The following is a 23,915-nucleotide window of genomic DNA, read 5'->3' on the forward strand; positions in this document are numbered from 1 at the left end:
GAATATGGCATTTAGAAAAGAAAACAAGATAAAGAGTAACTTTTCAAAAATAACCATCAGTTTGGCATCTCCCGAACAAATACTGGAAAGTTCATTCGGCGAAGTGTTGAAACCTGAGACCATCAACTACCGCACCTATAAACCGGAGCGCGACGGTTTGTTCTGCGAACGCATCTTTGGTCCCGTAAAGGACTATGAATGCCACTGCGGCAAATACAAACGGATCCGCTACAAGGGGATCGTCTGCGACCGTTGCGGTGTTGAGGTTACTGAAAAGAAAGTACGCCGTGAACGTACCGGACATATCCACCTGGTTGTCCCCGTGGCCCATATCTGGTATTTCAGGTCATTACCCAACAAGATAGGTTATCTGTTGGGTATTCCTACCAAGAAGCTGGACTCCATCATCTATTACGAGAGGTATGTAGTGATTCAGCCGGGCGTGCTCGAAGACAAAGTGGCAGAGAAGGATCTGCTAAGCGAAGAGGAGTATCTCAACCTTCTGGATACGCTCCCGAAGGACAATCACCTGTTGGAGGACAGCGACCCCAACAAGTTCATTGCCAAGATGGGAGCCGAGGCTATCCTGGATATGCTGGAACGGATCAATCTCGACAAGCTGGCCAACCAGTTGCGTCACAGGGCTAACACCGATTCATCTCAGCAACGCAAGAATGAGGCATTGAAACAGCTTCAGGTTGTAGAGGCCTTCAGGGCATCCAAGAATGTGAACAAGCCTGAATGGATGATCATGAAGGTGATTCCGGTGATTCCTCCCGATCTGCGGCCATTGGTTCCATTGGATGGCGGACGTTTTGCCACATCCGACCTGAACGATCTTTACCGTAGGGTCATCATCAGAAATAACCGTCTGAAGAGGCTGATCGATATCAAGGCTCCCGATGTGATTCTGCGCAACGAGAAGCGCATGTTGCAGGAGGCGGTAGACTCGCTGTTCGACAACTCGCGCAAATCGAGCGCCATCAAGACCGACTCGAACCGTCCGCTGAAATCGCTTTCAGACAGTCTGAAAGGCAAACAGGGACGTTTCCGTCAGAACCTTCTCGGTAAACGTGTAGACTACTCTGCCCGTTCGGTCATCGTTGTCGGTCCCGAGCTGAAGATGCACGAGTGCGGTCTGCCCAAGGATATGGCTGCCGAACTCTACAAGCCGTTCATCATCCGCAAGCTTATCGAGCGGGGAATCGTGAAGACGGTTAAATCGGCCAAGAAGATTGTCGACCGGAAAGAACCGGTTGTATACGATATTCTGGAGTACGTGATGAAGGGACACCCCGTCCTGCTGAACCGTGCCCCTACACTGCACCGTCTGGGTATCCAGGCGTTCCAGCCCAAGCTGATCGAAGGCAAGGCCATCCAGCTTCACCCGCTATCCTGTACGGCATTCAACGCCGACTTCGATGGTGACCAGATGGCCGTTCACTTGCCGCTGGGCAATGAAGCCATTTTGGAGGCACAGGTGCTGATGCTCGCATCTCACAATATCCTCAACCCCGCAAACGGCGCTCCCATCACCGTTCCGTCGCAAGACATGGTACTGGGATTGTACTACATCACCAAGATCCGCCCGGAAGCCAAGGGAGAGGGGATGACCTTCTACGGCGAAGAGGAGGCCATCATTGCTTATAATGAAGGTAAAGTAGATATTCATGCGCTGGTAAACGTTGTGGTCGACGATATCGACGAAAACGGCAACCCGATCCGCAAGATGCACCAGACCACCGTCGGTCGTGTAATCACCAACGAGTACATTCCGAAGGAGGTGGGATATATCAACGAACTGCTCTCGAAGAAATCGCTCCGCGACATCATCGGAAAAGTGATCAAGACTTGCGGTGTGGCACGTACTGCCCAATACCTCGACGACATCAAGGACCTCGGTTACAAGATGGCGTTCAAGGGAGGCCTCTCGTTCAACCTCGAGGATGTGATCATCCCCAAGGAGAAGGAGGAGCTGATCCAGCAAGGTTATGCCGAAGTGGAGCAGATCATGGAGAACTACAACATGGGGTTCATCACCTACAACGAGCGTTACAATCAGATCATCGATACATGGACCCATATCAACTCCAAGTTGTCTAACATCCTGATGAAACAGCTTGCCGAGGACGACAAGGGTTTCAACTCCGTCTACATGATGCTCGATTCTGGAGCCCGTGGATCGCGTGAACAGATCCGCCAGCTTTCCGGTATGCGTGGTCTTATGGCCAAACCGCAGAAGAGTGGAGCCGAAGGGGCACAGATCATCGAAAACCCCATTCTTTCGAACTTCAAGGAGGGACTTTCGGTGTTGGAGTACTTCATCTCTACGCACGGTGCCCGCAAGGGTCTTGCCGACACGGCTTTGAAGACTGCCGATGCCGGTTATCTGACCCGCCGTCTGGTAGACGTTTCACAAGATGTGATCATCACCGAAGTGGACTGCGGCACATTGCGCGGTCTGGCTGCCACGGCCATCAAGAACAACGATGAAGTTATCGCTTCGCTTTACGAGCGTATTCTTGGACGTGTCTCCGTACACGATGTCCCCCACCCCACTACCGGCGAAATTCTGGTCAGTGCAGGTGAGGAGATCACGGAAGAGATTGCCGAGAAGATTGACAAGTCGCCCATCGAACGGGTCGAGATACGTTCGGTACTCACCTGCGAATCGCGTCACGGTGTCTGTGCAAAGTGTTACGGACGCAACCTGGCTACCGGCCAGATGGTACAGAAAGGTGAGGCGGTGGGTGTTATCGCCGCCCAGTCGATCGGTGAGCCGGGTACACAGCTGACTCTCCGGACATTCCACGTGGGTGGTATCGCCTCCAACATCGCCGCCGAAAACCGGATCATCACCAAATACGACGGTATCCTGGAATTTGACGAGCTTCGTTACGTGGAGAGTCAGGATGCTGAAGGCAAACCCTACAAGGTGGTGGTAAGCCGTCTGGTTGAAATGAGAATTATCGATCCCAACACCAAGATCGTGTTGCTTTCTCACAATATCCCCTACGGCTCCAAACTCTATTACAACGACAACGACAAGGTAAAGAAGGGCGATCTGATCTGCGAATGGGACCCGTTCAATGCGGTAATCATTTCGGAGGCAACCGGTCGGATCAAGTTCGAGAACTTCCTGGAAGGTATCACCTACAAGGTGGAATCGGACGAGCAGACCGGTCTGAAGGAGAAGGTGATCATCGAGTCGCGTGACAAGACCAAAGCTCCATCGGCCCATATTGTAAACGAGAACGACGATATTCTCCGCACCTACACGCTACCACTTGGTGCCCACATCGTAAAGAATGAAAACGACGAGATCAGGGTGGGCGACGTACTGGTGAAGATTCCGCGTGCCGTCGGCAAATCGGGCGACATCACCGGAGGTCTTCCGCGCGTTACCGAACTGTTTGAGGCGCGCAACCCGTCCAACCCTGCAGTTGTATCTGAAATTGACGGTGAGGTATCGTTTGGAAAAATCAAACGTGGAAACCAGGAGATCTCCGTTACATCCAAAACGGGTGAGGTAAAGAAATACCTCGTTCCGCTGTCGAAACAGATTCTTGTGCAGGAGAACGACTTTGTTCGTGCCGGCATGCCCCTGTCGGACGGAGCCATCACTCCGGCCGATATCCTGGCGATCATGGGTCCCACGGCAGTTCAGGAATATATCGTGAACGAAGTACAGGACGTATATCGCCTGCAGGGTGTGAAGATCAACGACAAGCACTTCGAGGTGATTGTCCGTCAGATGATGCGCAAGGTTGAGGTGGTTGAGCCGGGAGATACCCGTTTCCTCGAACAGCAACTTGTCGACAAGCACGAGATGATGGAAGAGAACGACCGCATCTGGGGCAAGAAGGTGATCGTCGATCCGGGAGATTCCCAGATTTTCGAACCGGGACAGATTGTAACTGTCCGCAAACTGCGCGATGAGAACAGTTCGCTGAAACGGCGCGACCTGCGACTGGTGGAAGCACGTGATGCCATTCCCGCAACGGCCAACCAGGTATTGCAGGGTATCACCCGTGCTGCACTGCAGACTACCAGCTTCATGTCGGCCGCCTCGTTCCAGGAAACCACCAAGGTGTTGAACGATGCCGCCATCAATGGAAAGGTAGACACGCTGGAGGGGTTGAAGGAGAACGTGATTTGCGGACACCTGATACCTGCCGGAACAGGTCTGCGCGAATACGACAAGATCATCGTAGGTTCAAAGGAGGATTTCGACAAGATGAATGTCGGCAGACGTTCATCCCTCTATCAGGAAGTAGAAGAGGCGTAACGGGGAGACAACGGCCCCGTCGCCGGCTAACAATAAGAAACCCGCAGTTGGTATTGCACCGCCTGCGGGTTTTCTTGTTTATCTTCCCGACGAAGATGAGGGTTGATCCTATTTGCTCTTTTGCTCCAGTTGCAAAGTCTTGCTGGGCTGGTCGCACACTTCGGTCGGGCCGAAATACTGAATGGGTCCCGGATAGAGATAGCTGGTCTCGATGGCCCACTTTTCACGATTGCTGGCAAAATAGCGGAACGGATTGCCGTCGAGTTTGACCAGCGCTTTCTGGATAACCGGCTTCATTGCACCGTGACGACGCTCCATATTCATCATCATTGTGATGGGTATGCCACCTGCAATCCATTCGCTGGCGGGAGCCGTGGTGTTGCGTACCGACGACATGTATCCGGTCTTACCTGCTGCAATCAGCATCGAGGCGGTGTAGCCCAACGAATAACAGTAGTCGGCGTCGTAGTTGGACGGGGTGGCACAACGACCTTCATAACCGAAGAAATGGGTAATGGTAGCAAATTTGCCCTTATATTTTCCCTCCTTCTTCCACTCGTCGAGCCTGGTCTTCACCATTTCTGCCAACAGTTTCTCCGTTTCTATCAAAGATACCTGTACGTTACCGTGCGGGTCGCGGTCGAGCGTCAACTGACGGGCGACAGTCTCGGGTAGACTGGCATAAATTTCAGAATTTTTCGGTGAAAGCTTGCTGATGATATAGTCACGTTTTCCAGAGCGGCGAACCATATCAAACTCGGCCTGGTTGTGGGCCAGAAAATCGTTCAGCTCTGCAATCAGTGCCTTCATTGCGGGAATGAACTCAATCAGTCCTTCCGGAATCAGAACGGTACCGAAATTGAGCCCCTTCTCTGCGCGTTTGGCAACAATTGTAGCAATATCATTCACAACATCGTCGAGCGATTGTTGTTTAGCTTCTACCTCTTCCGAAACGATACAGATATTGGGTTGTGTCTGCAACGCACATTCAAGGGCGATATGCGATGCAGAGCGCCCCATCAGCTTGATGAAATGCCAATATTTACGGGCCGAATTGCAGTCGCGCTGGATATTGCCGATCATCTCCGAATAGACCTTGCAGGCAGTATCAAAACCGAATGAGGTCTCGATCTGATCGTTTTTAAGGTCGCCGTCGATGGTTTTCGGGCAGCCGATAACCTGCACACCTGCATTGATCGATTTGTAATACTCGGCCAACACGCAAGCATTGGTATTTGAGTCGTCACCTCCAATGATAACCAGGGCTCCGATGTTGAGTTTCTTCAGAATTTCCAATCCCTTGTCGAACTGCTCCTTCTCTTCGAGCTTGGTACGGCCTGAACCGATAATATCAAAACCTCCCGTATTCCGGTATTCGTCGATAATATCTGCCGTGAGCTCCTTGTATTCATGATTTACCAATCCTGCAGGTCCCAGGATAAAACCATAGAGCCGGCTGTCGGGATTCAGTCGCTTGATGCCATCAAAAATTCCGGCAATCACGTTGTGTCCTCCGGGTGCCTGTCCCCCTGAGAGAATTACTCCCACGTTTACAGGATTTTCCAATCCCATCTCTCTCTGTGACTCTTCGAAAGTGATGATGGGCATACCATACGTATTTGGAAACAGTTTTTTTATCTCCTCCTGATCGCTTACCGATTCGGTAGCTGCACCCTCTTTGGGCTGCACATTACCCCTCAATACCTGCGGCATCTTCGGAACGTAGCTTGCCCGGGCAATTTGTAAAGCACTTTTTGACATCTTGTTCTAAAATTTAAAGGATTTATTTCTTGTTGATGGTTTAGCTGAAAAAGAGTCCAAATTTAGCATTTTTTTCTGAGATGCTCAAGCAATAGGCAACGCTATTTTTCGGCATCACTCCACTATCCTGAATTTGGCAAATTTCAACAACAACTGCTTCTGTCCAGCCGAGTCGAAAGTTACAAAAGCCCGCTTGTCACCTCCCAACAGCTCAATCGAGGTTACCACTCCCCTACCGAACCTTTCATGTTCGATCACATTTCCCACCATCAGCTGTTCAGCCGCTTCAGAGATCTTTGCTGATGAGCTGACGGCCGCTTGGAGAGGAACTCGCTTAACCGGTTGTGGCGGTGCAGGCGTCGCTCTTTCCGGCATGTTGCTCTCCCGGCGTTGTCGCATCGACTCCCAGAAACCATCGGCCGATCCTTCACGGGAGGTGGTCAACGTTTTCTGTTCCATCAGGAGGAAACGGGGATCAATATCTTTCAGGAACTGGCTCTCACGAGTAGGATTGGTGACTCCGTTCCTGAAACGGCTCCTGGCAAAGGTGATGGTACAGGTTTTCCTTGCCCGGGTTATTGCCACATAAAAGAGGCGCCGCTCCTCTTCAAGGCCCCTCGGCTCTGATTTGGCCATACTTGAAGGGAAAAGATCCTCTTCCATCCCTACCACGAAGACATGATCGAATTCCAGACCCTTGGCCGTATGCACAGTCATCAGCGTGACTTTCTCCTTCTCGTCATCATCACCCATATCCTGATCTGTCAGGAGTGACACCTCCGAAAGGAAATCTACCAGCCGCACCGCATCATTGCCCTCCTCCTTTCTCTCCGATACAAACTCGTTGATTGCATTTACAAGCTCCTGGATGTTCTGAGTCCTGCTCATCCCCTCTGGAGTGAGATCTTCATAGGCCTCCCTGGCGATGCCCGTCTCCTTGATTACCATCTGCGCCAGTTCAAACGCACTCATGGTCTCATTAGCTGCAATAAACCGGCCGATCATTTCGTGGAACAGACCAAGTTTACGGGCAGTACCGGCATTCACCTCCAAGTTATATTGCAACGGCGATGAGATCACTTCCCAAAGGCTGACATTATGCAGCCTTGCCTTTTCGCTTAATTTCCTCACCGTTACATCACCGATGCCCCTGGCAGGATAGTTCACGACACGTCTGAAGGCCTCCTCATCTCCGGGATTGACAATCAACCGGAAATAGCTGATGATATCCTTGATCTCCTTCCGCTGATAAAATGAGAGCCCTCCATAAATGATGTAGGGTATATTCTTCTTTCGTAACGACTCTTCAAAAATCCGCGACTGGGCATTTGTACGGTAAAGAATGGCAATATCCGAAAACCGGGCATGCTCCTCAAATCGCATCCGAGCAATCTTGTTGGCCACAATCACTCCCTCCTCAAAGTCGGAAAAGGCACTCACCACCTCTATCTTTTCCCCCTCCTCATTTTCCGAGAAAATCTCCTTGAATATCTGCTCCTTGTTCTTTTTTATAAGACTGTTGGCAGCATTTACGATATTTTTCGTCGACCGGTAATTTTGTTCCAGCTTGAAAATGCGTGTCTGCGGGAAAGTAGATTTGAACTTCAGAATATTATCGATATTGGCTCCACGGAACGAATAGATGCTTTGTGCATCATCACCCACTACACATACGCGGTGATGCTCTCCGGCCAGCTGTTTTACGATGAGGTGTTGTGCAAAATTGGTATCCTGATACTCATCAACCAGGATGAACTGGAACCGGTTCCGGTAGTTTTCCAGTACATCGGGATTATCGCGCAGCAGGATATTGGTATAGAGCAACAAGTCGTCGAAATCCATGCTGTTAGCTGCCTTGAGCCTGTTCTGATAAAGCCGGTAGATCTCATGCAGCTGCGGTCGTTTGGCAAGTCGGTCGTACTCGATAATCTCACGGTTTTGTGCGTACATCCCGGGGGTCAGCAGGCCGTTCTTTGCACGCGATATCTGTCCATGAACCGCTCCGGGTCTGTAGACCTTGTCGTCAAGTTGCATCTCCTTGATGATGAGTCGCACCAGGTTGGCCGAATCGGAAGCATCGAAGATGGTAAAATTGGAAGTAAACCCGATCCTTTCGGCTTCGCTTCTCAACATGCGCGAAAAGATGGAGTGGAACGTCCCCATCCAAAGCTGCCGAGCCTTCTTCTCTCCCACCAGCTCCGCAATCCGCGATTTCATCTCGCGGGCAGCCTTGTTGGTAAAAGTGAGGGCCAGGATATAGTATGGCGGGAGTCCCTGCTCCAGCAGGTAAGCAATCTTGTATGTTAGCACACGGGTCTTTCCCGATCCTGCACCTGCAATGATCAGTGAGGGCCCGTCGCAAAATTCAACGGCTTCACGTTGTCTCTGATTTAACTGACTGAGTAGATGTTCCATCTTTTCGAAGAATAGAATACAAAAATACGACTTTTAAACGTACTCTCATAAAAAAACCGCTCTCGGTTGAGAACGGTTTCATCATGCGGTTGAACCTGCAGTTATCAGAATCTGTATCGCAAACTGAGAGCCAGTCCTGCAAACCAATAGTCGTTATAGTCGTTGGTAAAGTTAAACGAAGGCTTCCAGTCGAGCGATACCACAAAAGGGGCGGTAGGAAATGCATACTCGAGTCCGCCTATAAGATCTGCACCGAGGAGAAAACGACCACCATCATAATTTTTATAGTAGACGTTACCCAGGTGGGCTCCCAAACCCACATACCAGTCGAGTCCGGGTGCTCCCGGAAGCGGTTGCTGATATTCATACATTCCGGTCAGCTGAAAGTATCGAGGAGAGACGCTCAATAATCCCTCAAAAGCACTTGCCGGAGCAAAGAAGTGTTTCAGTGTAATACCGTTGTCATAACCTAATCTTGCACCAACAGCCGTAGTGTAGTTCTGCGCGCTTGCAGTCGTGGTTATTGCTGCAACTGCCAAGGCTGTAACAATAAGAAAATTTCTAATTTTCATAAGTTAATGTTTTAAGTAAATGATTTCCCGTGCTATTTTAACACTTTCTTATTATAAACACACCGATTTGAAATTTGTTTACAACTGTAAAAAAAAGGTGGCGGTCACCTCCCCTTTTCATGCAAATAGCAATTCCTGCAAAGCGGCTGGTACTCCTGCATTTCTCCCAACATCACCTGCTTCTCCCCCTCCACTATGCGGTGTGAATAGCTGGCCAGTGAACCGCATCTGACACAGATGGCATGCACCTTGGTCACATCATCGGCAATGGCACACAAGGCAGGCATCGGCCCGAAGGGGACCCTTTTAAAATCCATATCGAGACCGGCCACAATAACACGGATGCCCTGATCGGCCAATTGCTGACAAACCTCGGCCAGTCCATTGTCAAAAAATTGAGCTTCGTCAATACCCACCACTTCAACTTCGGAAGAGAGCAGCAGGATATTGCTGGAGTGCTCCACGGGTGTTGAAGGGATGGAGTTCCTGTCGTGCGACACCACCTCCTCCTGTGAATAGCGGACATCTATGGCTGGTTTGAATATCTCTACCTCCTGACGGGCAATTTTTGCACGACGCAACCGTCGCAGCAACTCCTCGGTCTTTCCGGAGAACATGGAACCGCAGATAACCTCGATACGTCCCTTGCAGTGAGTTTCCTTTGGATTGTTGTACATTTGATCTTTCTATTGCTTTCCTTTTACGATTTTTTTTATCTCGTTCAACTTATTCAATGCCTCAAGAGGTGTGAGGTTGTTTACGTCGAGGTTCAGGATCTCGTCGCGGACCTGGCTCAGCACCGGATCATCCAGCTGGAAAAAACTGAGTTGATACCCCTCCCGATTCTCCACGATATCCTTGATCGGCTTATTGATTCCCTGTCTGCGATTTGCAGCCTCCATCTGTTGCAGGATCGCTTCCGACCGCTTGGTGATGCTTTGAGGCATCCCGGCCATCTTAGCGACATGAATACCGAAACTGTGTTCACTTCCACCAGGAACCAATTTTCTTAAAAAGATGACCTTGTTGTCTACCTCCTTCACGGCAACGTTGTAGTTTTTAATTCGCTTAAACGATTTCTCCATCTCATTCAGCTCGTGATAGTGCGTAGCAAAGAGGGTCTTGGCTTTTGCCCGGGGATGTTCATGGATATATTCCACAATCGACCAGGCAATGGAGATCCCGTCGTAGGTACTTGTCCCCCTGCCCAACTCGTCGAAAAGCACCAGGCTTCGCTCGGTAATATTGTTAATGATATAGGCCGCCTCGTTCATCTCCACCATAAACGTGGATTCACCCAACGATATGTTGTCGGATGCGCCCACACGGGTAAAGATCTTGTCCACCAGCCCGATCTTCGCCGATTCTGCCGGAACAAAACATCCGATTTGTGCCATGAGAGTTATCAGTGCGGTCTGACGAAGCAGTGCCGACTTTCCGGCCATATTGGGACCGGTAATGATGATGATCTGCTGTGTATCCCGATCGAGGTATACATCATTGGCTACATAGGGTTCGTCGGGAGGGAGCTGTTTTTCAATGACAGGGTGTCTACCGCCTTTGATATCGATCGCATCCGAGTCGTTGATTTCGGGACGGATATATCTGTTCTCCCCGGCCACCTTGGCAAACGAGAGCAGGCAGTCTGCCCTTGCAATTACAGCAGCGTTACCCTGAATAGCAGGAATATATTCTAACAGGCTCTCAACAAGCGCATTGTAAAGTGTTGCCTCAACTATCGCAATTTTCTCTTCGGCTCCCAGAATTTTCTCCTCATACGCTTTCAACTCTTCGGTAATGTATCGCTCTGCGTTTACCAGTGTCTGTTTCCGTATCCAGGTGTCGGGCACCTTATCCTTGTGGGTATTCCGCACCTCGATATAATATCCGAAGACATTGTTGAAGGCAATCTTCAGGGAGGGAATACCTGTCTCGTCAATTTTTTGCTGTTGAAGTTGAAGAAGATAGTCCTTGCCCGAGAAGGCTATGTTGCGCAATTCATCGAGCTGCTCATCCACTCCCTTTCTTATCACTCCCCCCTTATTCAGTTGCACTGGCGGATCAGGAACAATCTCCCGTTCTATCCGGTCGCGGATAGCGCTACAGGGATCCAGTTTCTCCCCCATCCCCCGGATAACGGCATTGTCAGACGAAAGGAAAGCCTCACGAATCGGTTCAATGGCCATTAATGCCACTTTCAACTGTACCACTTCGCGTGGGGAGATCCTGCCTACGGCTGCCTTGGAGATAATCCGTTCCAGATCACCGATCAGGGAAAGTTTCTCTTCCAGCAGACGTTTCAGTTCAGTTTCGCGAAAAAAATTCTCCACCACATCGAGACGCTCGTCGATCGACCGGACATCCTTCAGGGGAAAGACCATCCATCGACGCAACATACGCGACCCCATGGGAGAGATGGTTTTATCCAGGATATTGAGGAGACTCTTTCCCCCTTCATTCATCGGTGTAATCAGTTCCAGGCTTCGGACCGTGAACTTGTCCAGTTTCACGTAACGGCTATCGTCGATCTGCCTGAGTGACGTAATGTGACTGATCTGGGTATGCTGGGTTATGTCGAGGTAATGCAAGATGGCTCCGGAGGCAACAATACCAAGAGTCAGGTGTTGCACTCCAAATCCCTTCAGATTCTTGGTTTTGAAGTGAGCCAACAACCTTTCGCGGGAGGCATCATCGGTAAAGATCCAATCATCCAGTTCATAGAACAGGTAGTCCTGCCCGAAATTCTCCCCAAACTTACGTTTACTGCCACGCTCAATTAGAATCTCCTTGGGTGAAAAGCTGGAGAGCAGCTTGTCGGTCTCGTCCCTGTTCCCTTCGGTTGTGAGAAACTCACCTGTAGAAATATCGAGGAACGAGATCCCGAACAGCTTTCCGTCAGTTGAATAGAGGGCTGCAAGAAAATTGTTCTCCTTATGAACCAACACATTATCGTTAATGGAAACCCCTGGCGTAACCAGTTCAGTGATGCCACGTTTCACAATTGTCTTGGCAAGCTTTGGGTCCTCCAGCTGATCGCAGATAGCGACACGTTTTCCCGCCCTAACCAGTTTTGGCAGGTAGGTATCAAGGGCATGATGGGGAAATCCGGCCAATTCCACAAATTGGGCCGCTCCGTTGGCACGGCGTGTCAACGTTATTCCCAGAATCTCCGAAGCAGTAATCGCATCGTCTGAAAAGGTCTCATAGAAATCGCCCACCCTAAAGAGTAAAACAGCATCGGGATGTTGTCGTTTAATCTCGTTATACTGTTTCATCATCGGGGTTTCAACTACCTGCCTGCTCACTGTTCTTTACAATTAAATGGATTGAATATTCCAGACCTTCCACGCCTGGAACAGGCTGTCCTGAATCCTTTGCAGCACTGTCCATACAATGGAGGATCTCTCCTCTCTTTTGAAAAAGGATAACAAAGATACTATTTTTTTGTTTTCTGACTTATGATTAATTCTCACCTTCACTTCCGGTTCTCAAGTATCCGGCGAAGCTCCTTCACCCCCTCTGACGCCCCTTTAACAATGTGATTCACATCATGGTTCCGACCCGTGTTCACATCTTTGGGATCGATCAGGTAAACAGGTACATTTTTCTTTACGTAGTCGAGCAATCCAGCTGCAGGATAAACATTCATCGAAGTACCGATAATAACAAAGATATCTGCACCCGCCACCATTTCAGCGGCCTCTTCGATCAACGGTACCGCCTCGCCAAACCAGACGACGTGCGGTCTCAATTGAAACCCCTTCTCACACTTGTCGCCAATATTGATATCCGGATTGTCGACCGGCAGCTCATAGATCAGAGATGCGTCACCTACAGATCTTGCCTTCATCAGTTCGCCATGCAGGTGCAACACCCGAGTACTTCCCGCACGTTCGTGCAAATTATCAATATTCTGCGTAATTATCTGCACATCAAAATCTTTTTCCATCTCTGCAATCCCAATATGGCCCTCATTGGGTTTTGCTTTGATCAGTTCACGACGCCTGATATTGTAAAACTCCAACACAAGTGCCGGATTTCGTTGAAATGCCTCTGGCGTGGCCACATCCTCCACGCGATATTTTTCCCATAATCCGCCGGAATCGCGAAATGTAGATATCCCGCTTTCGGCACTCATTCCCGCTCCGGTCAGTACAACCAGTTTCTTTTTCATCTTTTTACCGATTAGATGGTTATCCTTCTACACAAATATAGTTTTTTATCCTCAAAACAAGAATTATTCCGTATTTAATTCGTACTTTTGTGGCCAAACTTAAAAAAAGAAAAAAGTTAATGGATAAATTAAGTTATGCGTTGGGGATGAGCATGGCATCGAGTCTTGTAAATTCCGGACTGAACCAGATTGATACAGACTCATTCATGAAAGCATTCGTAGCGATCATCAATAACGGCGCAGCAGAGATGAGCCCACAGGAGGCCAACCAGTACATTCAGGAATTTCTGGCCAAGAGGCAGGCGGAGATGCTGGGAGAAAATCTTCGGATTGGACGCGAATTTCTGGAGGAGAACAAAAAGAAACCGGGTGTGGTTACACTTCCCAGCGGTTTACAATATGAGGTCCTGAAGGAAGGCGACGGCCCGAAACCCAAAGCGAACGAAAAAGTGAGGTGCCACTATCACGGAACACTGATCAACGGAAAAGTATTCGACAGTTCAGTCGAGAGAGGACAGCCGGCAGTTTTTGGTGTAAACCAGGTAATCAAGGGCTGGGTAGAGGCGCTGCAATTGATGAGCGTCGGTTCCAAATGGAAACTCTACATCCCATCTGAGTTAGCCTACGGGAGTCAGGGTGCCGGAAGCTCCATCGAGCCCAACTCCACCTTGATTTTTGACGTCGAATTATTAGGAATAGAATAAAAGAGAACCCTTTAAAATAGAAAGAAAAACATGAAACAAAAAAAACTTGTTGTACTTGGCGCACTGGCCGCATTTTCAATTGGGCTGACTTCATGCGGTAGCGACAGTTCCGCACCCGCGGCATCATTAAAGAGCGATGTAGATAGCATTTCTTATGCTTATGGCGTTAACCTGGCAGACCAGGGCGGATTGATGCAGTACCTGGAGCAGTCCGGTATTATCCAGAGCACGACAAACCTCCAACACGAGTACCAGATGCGCATCTCCTCTGCCGACTCTACCCAGAAAGAGGCATTAGAGAAAGAGCTGGAAGCAAAAATCGATTCATTGAATAAGGTAAATGCTCCCAAACTGAACGAATTCATCAAAGGCTTGAAAGAGTCGATGAAGGGAGGAGAAGAACAATCTGCCTACATACAGGGACTGAGCGTCGGTCATCAGATCAGCCAGCAGATGGTTCCCCAGTTCGGATCGATGTTGTTCGGTGAAGATTCAGGTAAGGAGATCAACAACGACCAGATGTTGGCAGGTTTGATCAGCACGCTGAAAAATCAAAGCACCGCGATATCAAAAATGGATGCCAGCTTGCTGATTCAGCGTTCGGTAGAAGATGCACAGGCAAAACAGCAGGCAAAACAGGAAGAGGAGTTGAAAGTTCAGTATAAGGACTCTATCGCCGCAGGCGAAAAGTTCCTGGCTGAAAACGCTAAACGTGAAAGCGTTGTAACTCTCCCCAGCGGACTGCAGTATGAGGTAATCCGCAAAGGAAACGGTCCGATACCATCCGATGGCAACACCGTGAAGGTACACTACCATGGCACCCTGATCAACGGAACTGTTTTCGACAGCAGTATTGAGAGAAAAGAGCCTGCAACTTTTGGCGTAAACCAGGTTATCGCCGGATGGACCGAAGCACTCAAGCTGATGCCTGTTGGTTCGAAATGGAAACTCTACGTTCCCTACAACCTGGCTTACGGTGCGCAAGACCGCGGAACTATCAAACCATTCTCCACGCTGATTTTTGAAGTGGAATTGCTGGGAATAGAAAAGTAAGAGCTACATTATACTACTCGATATTTTGCGGGACGACAAATAGTCGCCCCGCTTTTTTTTGTTTAACCGTCAATAACCGCAAAAAAACGCCACACCCTTGAGCTGATCGGCAAATCAAAAAGCCATTAAAACGATAAAAAACTGTCATAATTCTTCATCATTAAATATTTTACTTATTTTATTTTCGATTTTAACACGCAATACTTGCATAATAATATATTTAAGATTATTTTTGCACCGTTTTAGGTTATTTTTACAACCTACAAACACACTATCAACTATTTTGCAACTTGAATGCGCATAATTATTGCTTTTTGTAATGAATTGCAAACATTATCAAACATAATCAAACTAACGAGTTGAAATCCGAGGAGGATGAGATGTTTAATTTTAATTATTATGATTTATTTTGTTTAATTTTCACATTATTGCAATTTCTGATACTGTAATGAGAATAATTTAAAAGTAGAATTTTTATGAAAAGGAAATTATTTTTGTTTTTTACCCTTTTCCTGGCAGGAATAGGGATCTTGGTCGCCCAGACGCAGGTACGCGGTACTGTGGTGGATGAATCGGGAGAACCGATTATCGGGGCTACCGTTCAGATTAAAGGCACTGCACAAGGAACAGTGACTGATCTCGACGGTCGTTTCACGTTGTCTGCCCCGGCGGATGCAACATTAATCATCTCCTATGTAGGGCTTACCACGCAGGAAGTGCCCGTCAGACCAACGGTAAATGTTACCCTTCTACAGGATGCCGAACTGCTCCAAGAAGTGGTTGTGACCGCCCTTGGTATCAGTCGTGAAAAAAAATCGCTCGGCTATTCTGTGGCCGAGGTGAGTGCCGATGAGTTGATCAAGTCACGTGGCGGTGTTACGAATCCAATCAACTCACTGGTTGGAAAAGTATCCGGATTGCAGATATCGGGCTCTACCGGAAATATGGGCGGTTCATCCAAGATATTGATAAGGGGAGCAAAATCGATCTCCGGGAACAATCAACCGCTCTTCGTCATTGACGGGGTTCCCATCGAAGGCACGGACTACAACTCTACCGATGCCGCACGTGGAGCTGGAGGTTATGACTACGGTAACCTGATCCAGGATATCAACCCCGACGACATCGAGTCTATCTCCGTATTGAAGGGTCCCAACGCTTCGGCACTGTACGGTTCACGCGCAACCAACGGTGTGGTCATGATCGTCACAAAGAAAGGTGCCAGCCAGAAAGGATTGGGGATCTCATTCAACACCGGTATCGGATTCGAAAAAGTGAACAAGCTTCCTGTAATGCAGAGAAAATATGGTGGCGGCTATTCATTGGGCGCATACGATGAAGATGGTGAACCTTTGGCAAGGATTAACGGTGTTGATTACAACATCATCGATTATGGAGTGGATGAAAGCTGGGGGCCCGCATACGACGGAACCACCCAATACCTTTCGTGGTACGACCTGGCCAAGTGGGAAAATGCCGGAAGGGTCGGCAGTCCTACAACAAGCATCTGGAAAGCTCCTGAGAATGATATCGATAAATTCTTTGAAACCGGTGTTAGCGTAACCAATAACATCAACATCTCAAGAGCCAATGACAATACAGCCTTCAGGGTATCTTACACCAACATGTCGCTGAAGGGATACATGCCCAACAGTAACCTGATGAAGAACTCGTTCAATGCAAGCGGATCCATCAAGGTGACCGACAAGTATGAACTCTTCTCAAACATCACCTACCTGAACCAGGCAACAACCGGCCGTCCCGAAACCGGATATGGCGACAACAACGTCATGCAGAAGTTTATCCAGTGGGGACAACGTCAGTTGGATATGAAAGAGCTGAAATCGCTCTACAAATTCAACGACGGCACCCAGGCTACCTGGAACCGCGCCGGATGGGATGACCCGACACCAGAGTATTCAAATAACCCCTACTGGTCGCGCTACATGAACTATCAAAACGACAGCAGGAACAGGTTGTACGGTAACGCAGGCATCAAGGCCTATATATTGAAAAACCTGACTGCCCAGTTTAAATCGAGTCTCGATTTCTTCACCGATAAACAGTTCGAGCGTAGCGCCGTATATTCGCAGGAAGAATCGAGGTTTGCCGAATATCACCGTCAACAGTATGAATTCAACAACGAATTGCTGTTACAATACTCCACCAGTCTGAACGAGGACCTCACATGGAACCTGAATGCGGGAGCCAATACCATGCACCGGAACTATCAGCGGCTGGAAGGTTATTCCGTATCGGGACTGGTCCTTCCGGAATTCTACAACCTCTCCAACTCGAGGAGCCCGGCAAAATCTGAAAACTATACGAGCAAGAAATCGGTTAATAGCTTGTTTGCAAGCACCACACTCGGTTATCAGTCGCTGGCATATCTCGACGGAACCATCCGCAACGACTGGTCATCAAGCCTGAACGGCAAGGGATATCTCTACTACTCATTAACGGGAAGCTTTATCCTGTCGGAAGTGATCAAGCAAGACTGGCTCACATTCTCCAAGATCAGGTTGGGTTATGCAAAAGTAGGTGGCGACACCGATCCCTATCGCATCTTCGATACTTACTCTTTCTACACCAGTCTCGATCAGAACCATGCTTATCTGCTGCCTACGACCAAAAACAATATCGATTTGAAACCCGAGCAGACCCACTCATATGAGGCAGGAGTTGAGGCTAGCTTCCTCGACAACAGGCTCGGATTTGATCTTACCTTATACAAGAGCATCACGCGCGATCAGATCATGCCTCTGTCGCTGACAGGTGCCAGCGGTTATACTTCAATGATTATCAATGCCGGTAGAATGGACAACCAAGGAGTAGAGCTGAAGCTCGACTTCACCCCGGTCAGAACGCACGACTTTGAATGGGATGCAACCATCACGATGGCCAGCAACAGCAACAAGGTGGTAGACCTGATTGAAGGTGTCGATTACTACCGTATCGTAAACGCTCCGTTCAAAGTGGAAATCGGCGCATACAAGGGTCAGGAGTACGGTGTAATCATGGGTACCGACTATGTATATGACGACAAAGGAAACAAGGTGGTTCAGGACGACGGACTCTACGCCTCCACAAGCGGTAATGTCCCCCTTGGTAGTGCCTATCCCGATTTTACAGGCGGTATTCTCAACTCCTTCCGCTACAAGAATGTAAATTTCAGCATTCTGTTCGATGGTCAACAAGGCGGCAAATTTTTCTCCACCTCCTACATGTGGGGTATCTACTCAGGTATGCTTGAAGAGACTGCCGACAACAACGAGCTGGGAGTTCCGAAGCGGAACGATCCGGAAGAAAACGGAGGTGTATTGCTTCCCGGTGTATTTGCAGACGGCACGCCCAACAATATCCGGCTTGATGCGGAGACTTGGGCAAGTGGTATGTATTCCGGCCCCGCCGCTCAAAATGTATTCAAGAGCGATTTTATCAAGTTGAGAGAGATCACAATCGGTTATACTGTTCCACTGAAATCCAAGCACATCAGTAACCTGAACATCTCCGCATATGGTCGCAACCTGGCTCTCTGGGGACCTGCCACCAAGCATTTCGATCCGGAATCGGCCACTACAAGCTCCGGCAACATCCAGGGTATTGAAGGAGGTGCATTGCCTTCACTCGCCACTTTCGGTCTCAACGTTGGATTTCAATTTTAATTAATTAAAAAGATGACAATGAAAACATTCAACAAAATACTACTCGCATTCCTGACTATCTTCTTGATTGTATCGTGTCAGGACCTGGAGGATTTGAACAAAAACCCCAACCAGCCGGATAAGGTTTCTACGGCCACCCTGTTGACAGGTGCTCAAAAGAAGATGATGGACTATATCTACGACACCTGGTTCAGCGGTCGCCAGGCACTACCCTATGCACAATATTGGAGCCAGCGGAATTATACGGAAGAAGACCGTTATCAGATCCGCGAATCGGTAAACAACAGCTATTTCAATCACCTCTATGTTACCGCAGGCAATTATGTCCTTATCGAAAAAATGAACAGCGATGAGGCAACAAAGGCTGAATCCGCCACTTATGGCAGCAACAACAACCAGATTGCAGTAGCCAAAATCCTGAAAGTATGGTTGATGCAGGTAATTGCCGATACATGGGGAAGCGTTCCCTATTCAGAAGCGTTCAAACTGAATGACGGCGTAACCTATCCCAAATATGATGACCTGGAGGTTCTCTATCCCGGCTTTATCGATGAGCTGGACGAGGCCATTGCCCTTATCGACGAAGACGAGGTGGCTTTTACCTCCGGAGACAGGATATATGACGGCGATGCCACGAAGTGGAAACAGTTTGCAAACAGTTTAAAATGCCGTATAGCCATTCGTTTGTCGAAGGTAGACCCCAACTGGAGAAGCTACATCGATGAAGCGGTCGCTTCGGGCGTATTTACCTCTAACGACGATGAAGCGATGTTTAAATACTCCAACGAAGCGCCCAACGAATGCTATTTCTACCGTGGCTTCTTTGTGGATGGCCGCAACGACTTCTCCATAACCAAGCCCTTCACCGATCTGCTGAAAGGGCAGCGCGACACGCTGAACAACAAGCAACACCCCTGGGAGGGCGTGGTTGACCCGCGGTTACCTATCTACACCACATCGAGAAGTGGAAATTATGTCGGACTACCATACGGCTTGCCGAGCAACAACATGACCACGGCCATACGTAACGCAGCCCCCACATGGTACACCTCATCTCCTCCTACCATTTTGAACAAGGATTTTTCGGTTCCGTTGATGACATATGCCGAATTGTGTTTTATTCTCAGTGAACGTTACAATTGGGATAGAGGGTGGTACGAAGAAGGTGTAAGATCCTCAATCGAGCATTGGTATGCATTGGCCGGCGAGTCGGCCGACCAGGACGAACTGGACGAGTATGTAGAGTCGGTCAGCGAGGTGGTAAATGCAGAAACGGTAGCTACGCAGAAGTACATCCATCTCTATATGCATGGTACCGAGGCATGGAGTGAATATCGCAGGACCGGCTATCCGCTGACGATGCTCAAGCCGGGAGAATTCACCTACGTGGTGAGCGGCGAAAAAGTACCCTTTACGCCGCTTTCAGAAACAAAGGGAGATCTGCCTGCCCGTGTAAAATATCCCACCAACGAAAGTACATTGAACCCGACAGGTTTCAGTGCAGCAGTTGCCAAACTGCAAGATGGAACCAACAATTATTACTCTAAAATGTATTGGGATGTTCGCACTGCGCAGAATCCTCATCCCGAAAATAAATAAGAAATAATACTATTTTAGTATTTTTCATCTTTATTAAGATAAAGGCTGTCTCAAAACGAGATAGCCTTTGTTTTTGTTAACAATAGAAGGGGAGTGCTGACATCTTCACGCAAAAAGGTAAACTTTGTGATAGTGCAAAGTAATAAAATGTAACTATTCAATTGAAATAATATCTTTTTTTGATAAAAAAAAAGGCAATAACCGATAAAAAATTGTTTTGTAATAAAATTTTTGCTTTATATTTGCATTTGTTTAGAGTGTAAAATTGTATTTAATCAATTATGAATAGTAAGCCATATCCTTTACTGAGGGTATTTTGCACCACATTATGCTTTAATGTAATCTGCAACTTTTCGTTACACGGGGTGAGAAAATGTTGAGAGGCAGTTCTTGCCAAGATTTCACAGTGTACAGGTAAAAACTGGATAAAAGGGAAGAGAACAGACGTTGATCCTCAACAAAGGAAACCACGTGTACAACACTCAACTCTCTCCACAAAATCAGATCTTCTTCTATTTTCAAAAGCCTGGCGGCTGTGATAATTATTTGGATTAAGAATTATGAACAAAGCAATGGTCCCCAATATGTAGCTTCGTGTCTTTTTTCATAATAATTGAGATGATATGATCTGAATAAATATAGTTCAACAAATAACAAAAATTGTTTAATTAAAAGTAGAGTTTATGAAAAGAAAACTAACAATGTTTTTAACCCTATTCTTTGTAGGATTAGGGGTTATTACTGCTCAGACACAGGTACGGGGTACCGTTGTGGACGAAGCAGGAGAACCTGCTATTGGCGCCACAGTTCAGGTGAAAGGAACAACGACGGGAACAGTTACGGATATTGACGGTAACTTTACTCTGTCAGCTCCTGCAGGCGGGAGACTCATTGTTTCATACGTCGGTTATGAAACTCAAGAGGTTCCCGTAAGTCCGAATGTAAGAGTAGTACTAAAATCGGATTCAAAAATGCTGGAAGAGGTTGTTGTTGTAGCATACGGTACCGTTACCCGGGAAGCCAAAACCGGTGCAGTGAGTACTGTAAGCGGAGCAAACATCTCCGATGCTCCAGTAGTTTCCATGGATAAGGCTCTTGGAGGAAAGATAGCTGGTGTCTCTATCACCTCTTCATCCGGTCAACCTGGAGCCTCTTCATCTATCCGTATTCGCGGTACTTCCTCGATTAACGCAGGCAACAACCCGTTATGGGTAGTGGATGGAATCCCAGTATTGACAGGTAACACCAACGACTTCCTGAATACAGGTAACGCGCTCGCCTCCATCAGTCCCAACGATATCGAGAGTATCACAGTATTGAAGGATGCTGCAGCTGCCTCCATCTACGGTAGTAGAGCAGCAAACGGCGTAATTCTTGTAACCACCAAGAGTGGTAAGGATGGCAGAACCAGCTTTTCCGCCCGTGCAAAATATGGAGCTTCGTGGCTGGCTAACGACAATGGTTTCGGCATCATGAATGCAGAACAGCTGTTGACCTATCAACGTGATGCTGCTATTAATGCTGGATATAACCCTGATAATCCAACGGATCCCTACTATCGTCCGAAAGAGCTGTTGAGCCGTCCGCTCACCAACTGGATGGACCATCTTACTCGTATGGGAAATATCCAGGAATATGAAATCAATGCAACTGGCAGCAACGCCAAGGCAAAATACTACAGCTCATTGGCTTACAACAAAACAGAAGGTGTTTTCTATGGTGTTGATCTCAACAAGATCACCGGAAGAATCAATGCCGACTACAAACTGACCAACAAACTGGAAACAGGTGCGAGGGTAAACCTTGCCTACTCTGATGGCAACGACGTTCCCATGCAGTCTCTCTACTATTCAAACCCGGTGTTTGCAGGAATGATGATTTTACCCTGGACACCGGCATACGACGAAGAGGGCAAACACAATGTAGGAATCATCGAAAACAGCAATACCAATCCGCGTGCAACTGCTGAATATGACGACCAATATGGTAAATCATACCAGTTACTCGGAAACATATATTTGCAATACAAACCCATACAGCAAATCACACTGAAAACGACAAATGCCATAGAGACAGTCCATGGTGACGGCCGTAGATACTGGTCCCCCGAAACACACGAGGGTTCAGCTACTTTGCAGGCAACAATGAACAAATATGTCCAGCTCACCACTTCAAATACTGCAACCTATAACGACCTGATCAATGATGATCACAGTGTACGTGTTCTGTTGGGACAGGAGGCAATGAAATATACCGATTCCTTTCAATTCATCTATGCTCCTGATGTGAATCCGGATATTCCATACGCTCAGACTGCACCACAATCGGGAGTTGAAGGTGAACAGGGCTATACTGCTGAAACACTCTTGTCATTCTTCGGGATGCTCGACTATAATTTTGCGGAAAAGTACTATCTGCAAGCCTCTCTGCGTTTTGACGGAAGCTCATTATTTGGAAGTGAGAACAGATGGGGTACATTCTATTCAGTGGGTGCGTCCTGGAATATTCACAAGGAAGATTTCATACAAGATATTTCATTCCTGAATCTTCTGAAACTTCGCGCAAGCTACGGACTCAACGGTAACAACAATATTGCTGCTTATCGCTCTTATGGAGTCTACTCATCTGCCCAGTACAACGGAGCAACCGGTATGAGACCTTCTCGTCCTGCCAATCCCTACCTCTCCTGGGAGAAGAATGGAACATGGAACATCGGGCTTGATTTCACGCTATTTGATAAACTGGATGGTAATATCGACGTATACGACCGTAAAACCACCGACATGCTTCTGGACAAGAATGTTCCCCAAACTACAGGTTTTTCAACGAACTTCCTGAATATCGGTTCACTTCGGAACAGGGGTGTTGAGTTCCAGTTGAACTACGACATCATCAACAACAACAATATGAAGTGGGATGTTGGTGCCAATATTGCTTTCAACCGGACCAAGATTCTTGAACTGGGAGATAACGAAGAGATTGCCTACTCTGAAGATAGCAGGTTAAGACATAAAGTTGGGAAATCGATGTATTCATTCAGGCTGCTCGACTACTACGGGGTCGATCCTACCAACGGAGATGCCTTGTATCGTGACGCATCAGGCAATCTGACAAACGACTACAATAAGGCACGTTATATTTATCCGGGTTCTCCCGAACCGAAGTTTATTGGAGGTTTCAACACAAGCCTTTCATGGAATAACTTCCAGCTGGGAGCATTCTTTGAATTCAAGGGAGGTAATTACGTGATGTTGATTGAACGCCGTTACTTGGAATCAGACGGCAATCAAATGAGTAATAATCAAATCCTTACGGCCTTGAACTACTGGAAGAAACCGGGTGATACAGGCGTGAATCCCAAGCCGCTGGCAGGAAACTCCACCAACAGCTACAATTTCAGCACAACACGTTTCTTGCAACGTGGCGATTATCTTCGCGTGAAAGATATCACACTCTCTTACAATCTTCCGACCGAACTCTTAAGCAAAGCAAACGTCAGTGGACTGAAGCTGTACCTCAGCGCACAAAACATCTACACCTTCCACGATGTTGACTGGTGGGATCCCGAACGTGGCGTTGACGGAATTGGATACGGAATTTATCCGATGACAAAAGCACTGATAGGTGGTATAGAGCTTTCATTCTAATCATCTGCAGAGGTATTAGAACAATTGCATCTAAATT

Annotated in this window: 12 protein-coding genes; 6 read left to right on the top strand and 6 right to left on the bottom strand. The window is 47.9% G+C overall.

Going from position 1 to position 23,915, the window contains the following annotated elements:
* The first annotated feature begins 4 nt into the window (after nt 1-4).
* Nucleotides 5-4,288 carry a DNA-directed RNA polymerase subunit beta' gene (rpoC, locus tag ING2E5A_RS11755; protein ID WP_071137559.1) on the top strand — a complete coding sequence of 1,428 codons (4,284 nt, stop codon included), beginning with the start codon at nt 5-7 and terminating at the stop codon, nt 4,286-4,288.
* A gap of 108 nt (nt 4,289-4,396) precedes the next feature.
* Here rpoC and ING2E5A_RS11760 read toward each other — a convergent pair whose 3' ends face one another.
* The 6 genes from ING2E5A_RS11760 to ING2E5A_RS11785 all read right to left on the bottom strand — a co-directional run bounded on the left by ING2E5A_RS11760 (nt 4,397) and on the right by ING2E5A_RS11785 (nt 13,210).
* A complete protein-coding gene (locus tag ING2E5A_RS11760; RefSeq protein ID WP_071137560.1) occupies nt 4,397-6,049 on the bottom strand; it encodes a diphosphate--fructose-6-phosphate 1-phosphotransferase in 1,653 nt (550 codons plus the stop codon).
* A 114-nt stretch (nt 6,050-6,163) separates the two neighbouring features.
* Entirely contained in the window at nt 6,164-8,464 is a 2,301-nt protein-coding gene (locus ING2E5A_RS11765; protein ID WP_071137561.1) for an ATP-dependent helicase, read from the bottom strand.
* Between the two features lie 104 nt (nt 8,465-8,568).
* Nucleotides 8,569-9,036, bottom strand: coding sequence for a hypothetical protein (locus tag ING2E5A_RS11770; RefSeq protein ID WP_071137562.1), 468 nt, complete (start codon nt 9,034-9,036; stop codon nt 8,569-8,571).
* Between the two features lie 104 nt (nt 9,037-9,140).
* Nucleotides 9,141-9,713 carry a thymidine kinase gene (locus tag ING2E5A_RS11775; RefSeq protein WP_071137563.1) on the bottom strand — a complete coding sequence of 191 codons (573 nt, stop codon included), beginning with the start codon at nt 9,711-9,713 and terminating at the stop codon, nt 9,141-9,143.
* Between the two features lie 9 nt (nt 9,714-9,722).
* A complete protein-coding gene (gene mutS, locus ING2E5A_RS11780; protein ID WP_083373433.1) occupies nt 9,723-12,314 on the bottom strand; it encodes a DNA mismatch repair protein MutS in 2,592 nt (863 codons plus the stop codon).
* Nucleotides 12,315-12,511: 197 nt separating this feature from the next.
* Nucleotides 12,512-13,210 carry an SIR2 family NAD-dependent protein deacylase gene (locus ING2E5A_RS11785; RefSeq protein WP_071137565.1) on the bottom strand — a complete coding sequence of 233 codons (699 nt, stop codon included), beginning with the start codon at nt 13,208-13,210 and terminating at the stop codon, nt 12,512-12,514.
* A gap of 119 nt (nt 13,211-13,329) precedes the next feature.
* Here ING2E5A_RS11785 and ING2E5A_RS11790 point away from each other — a divergent pair, with 119 nt between their 5' ends.
* From ING2E5A_RS11790 to ING2E5A_RS11810, 5 genes are all read left to right on the top strand, one after another.
* On the top strand, nt 13,330-13,914 hold the full coding sequence (locus tag ING2E5A_RS11790; protein WP_071137566.1) for an FKBP-type peptidyl-prolyl cis-trans isomerase: 585 nt from the start codon (nt 13,330-13,332) through the stop codon (nt 13,912-13,914).
* A 30-nt stretch (nt 13,915-13,944) separates the two neighbouring features.
* Nucleotides 13,945-14,967, top strand: coding sequence for an FKBP-type peptidyl-prolyl cis-trans isomerase (locus ING2E5A_RS11795; RefSeq protein ID WP_071137567.1), 1,023 nt, complete (start codon nt 13,945-13,947; stop codon nt 14,965-14,967).
* Nucleotides 14,968-15,443: 476 nt separating this feature from the next.
* Nucleotides 15,444-18,632: a SusC/RagA family TonB-linked outer membrane protein gene (locus ING2E5A_RS11800; RefSeq protein WP_071137568.1), complete on the top strand. Its 3,189-nt coding sequence runs from the start codon at nt 15,444-15,446 to the stop codon at nt 18,630-18,632.
* Nucleotides 18,633-18,650: 18 nt separating this feature from the next.
* Complete coding sequence (locus tag ING2E5A_RS11805) at nt 18,651-20,231, top strand: SusD/RagB family nutrient-binding outer membrane lipoprotein (RefSeq protein ID WP_071137569.1); 1,581 nt, start codon at nt 18,651-18,653, stop codon at nt 20,229-20,231.
* 683 nt (nt 20,232-20,914) lie between these two features.
* On the top strand, nt 20,915-23,878 hold the full coding sequence (locus tag ING2E5A_RS11810; protein ID WP_071137570.1) for a SusC/RagA family TonB-linked outer membrane protein: 2,964 nt from the start codon (nt 20,915-20,917) through the stop codon (nt 23,876-23,878).
* Nucleotides 23,879-23,915: the final 37 nt, after the last annotated feature.

Source organism: Petrimonas mucosa (assembly GCF_900095795.1).
In the GTDB taxonomy this organism is placed as follows: Bacteria; Bacteroidota; Bacteroidia; order Bacteroidales; family Dysgonomonadaceae; genus Petrimonas; species Petrimonas mucosa.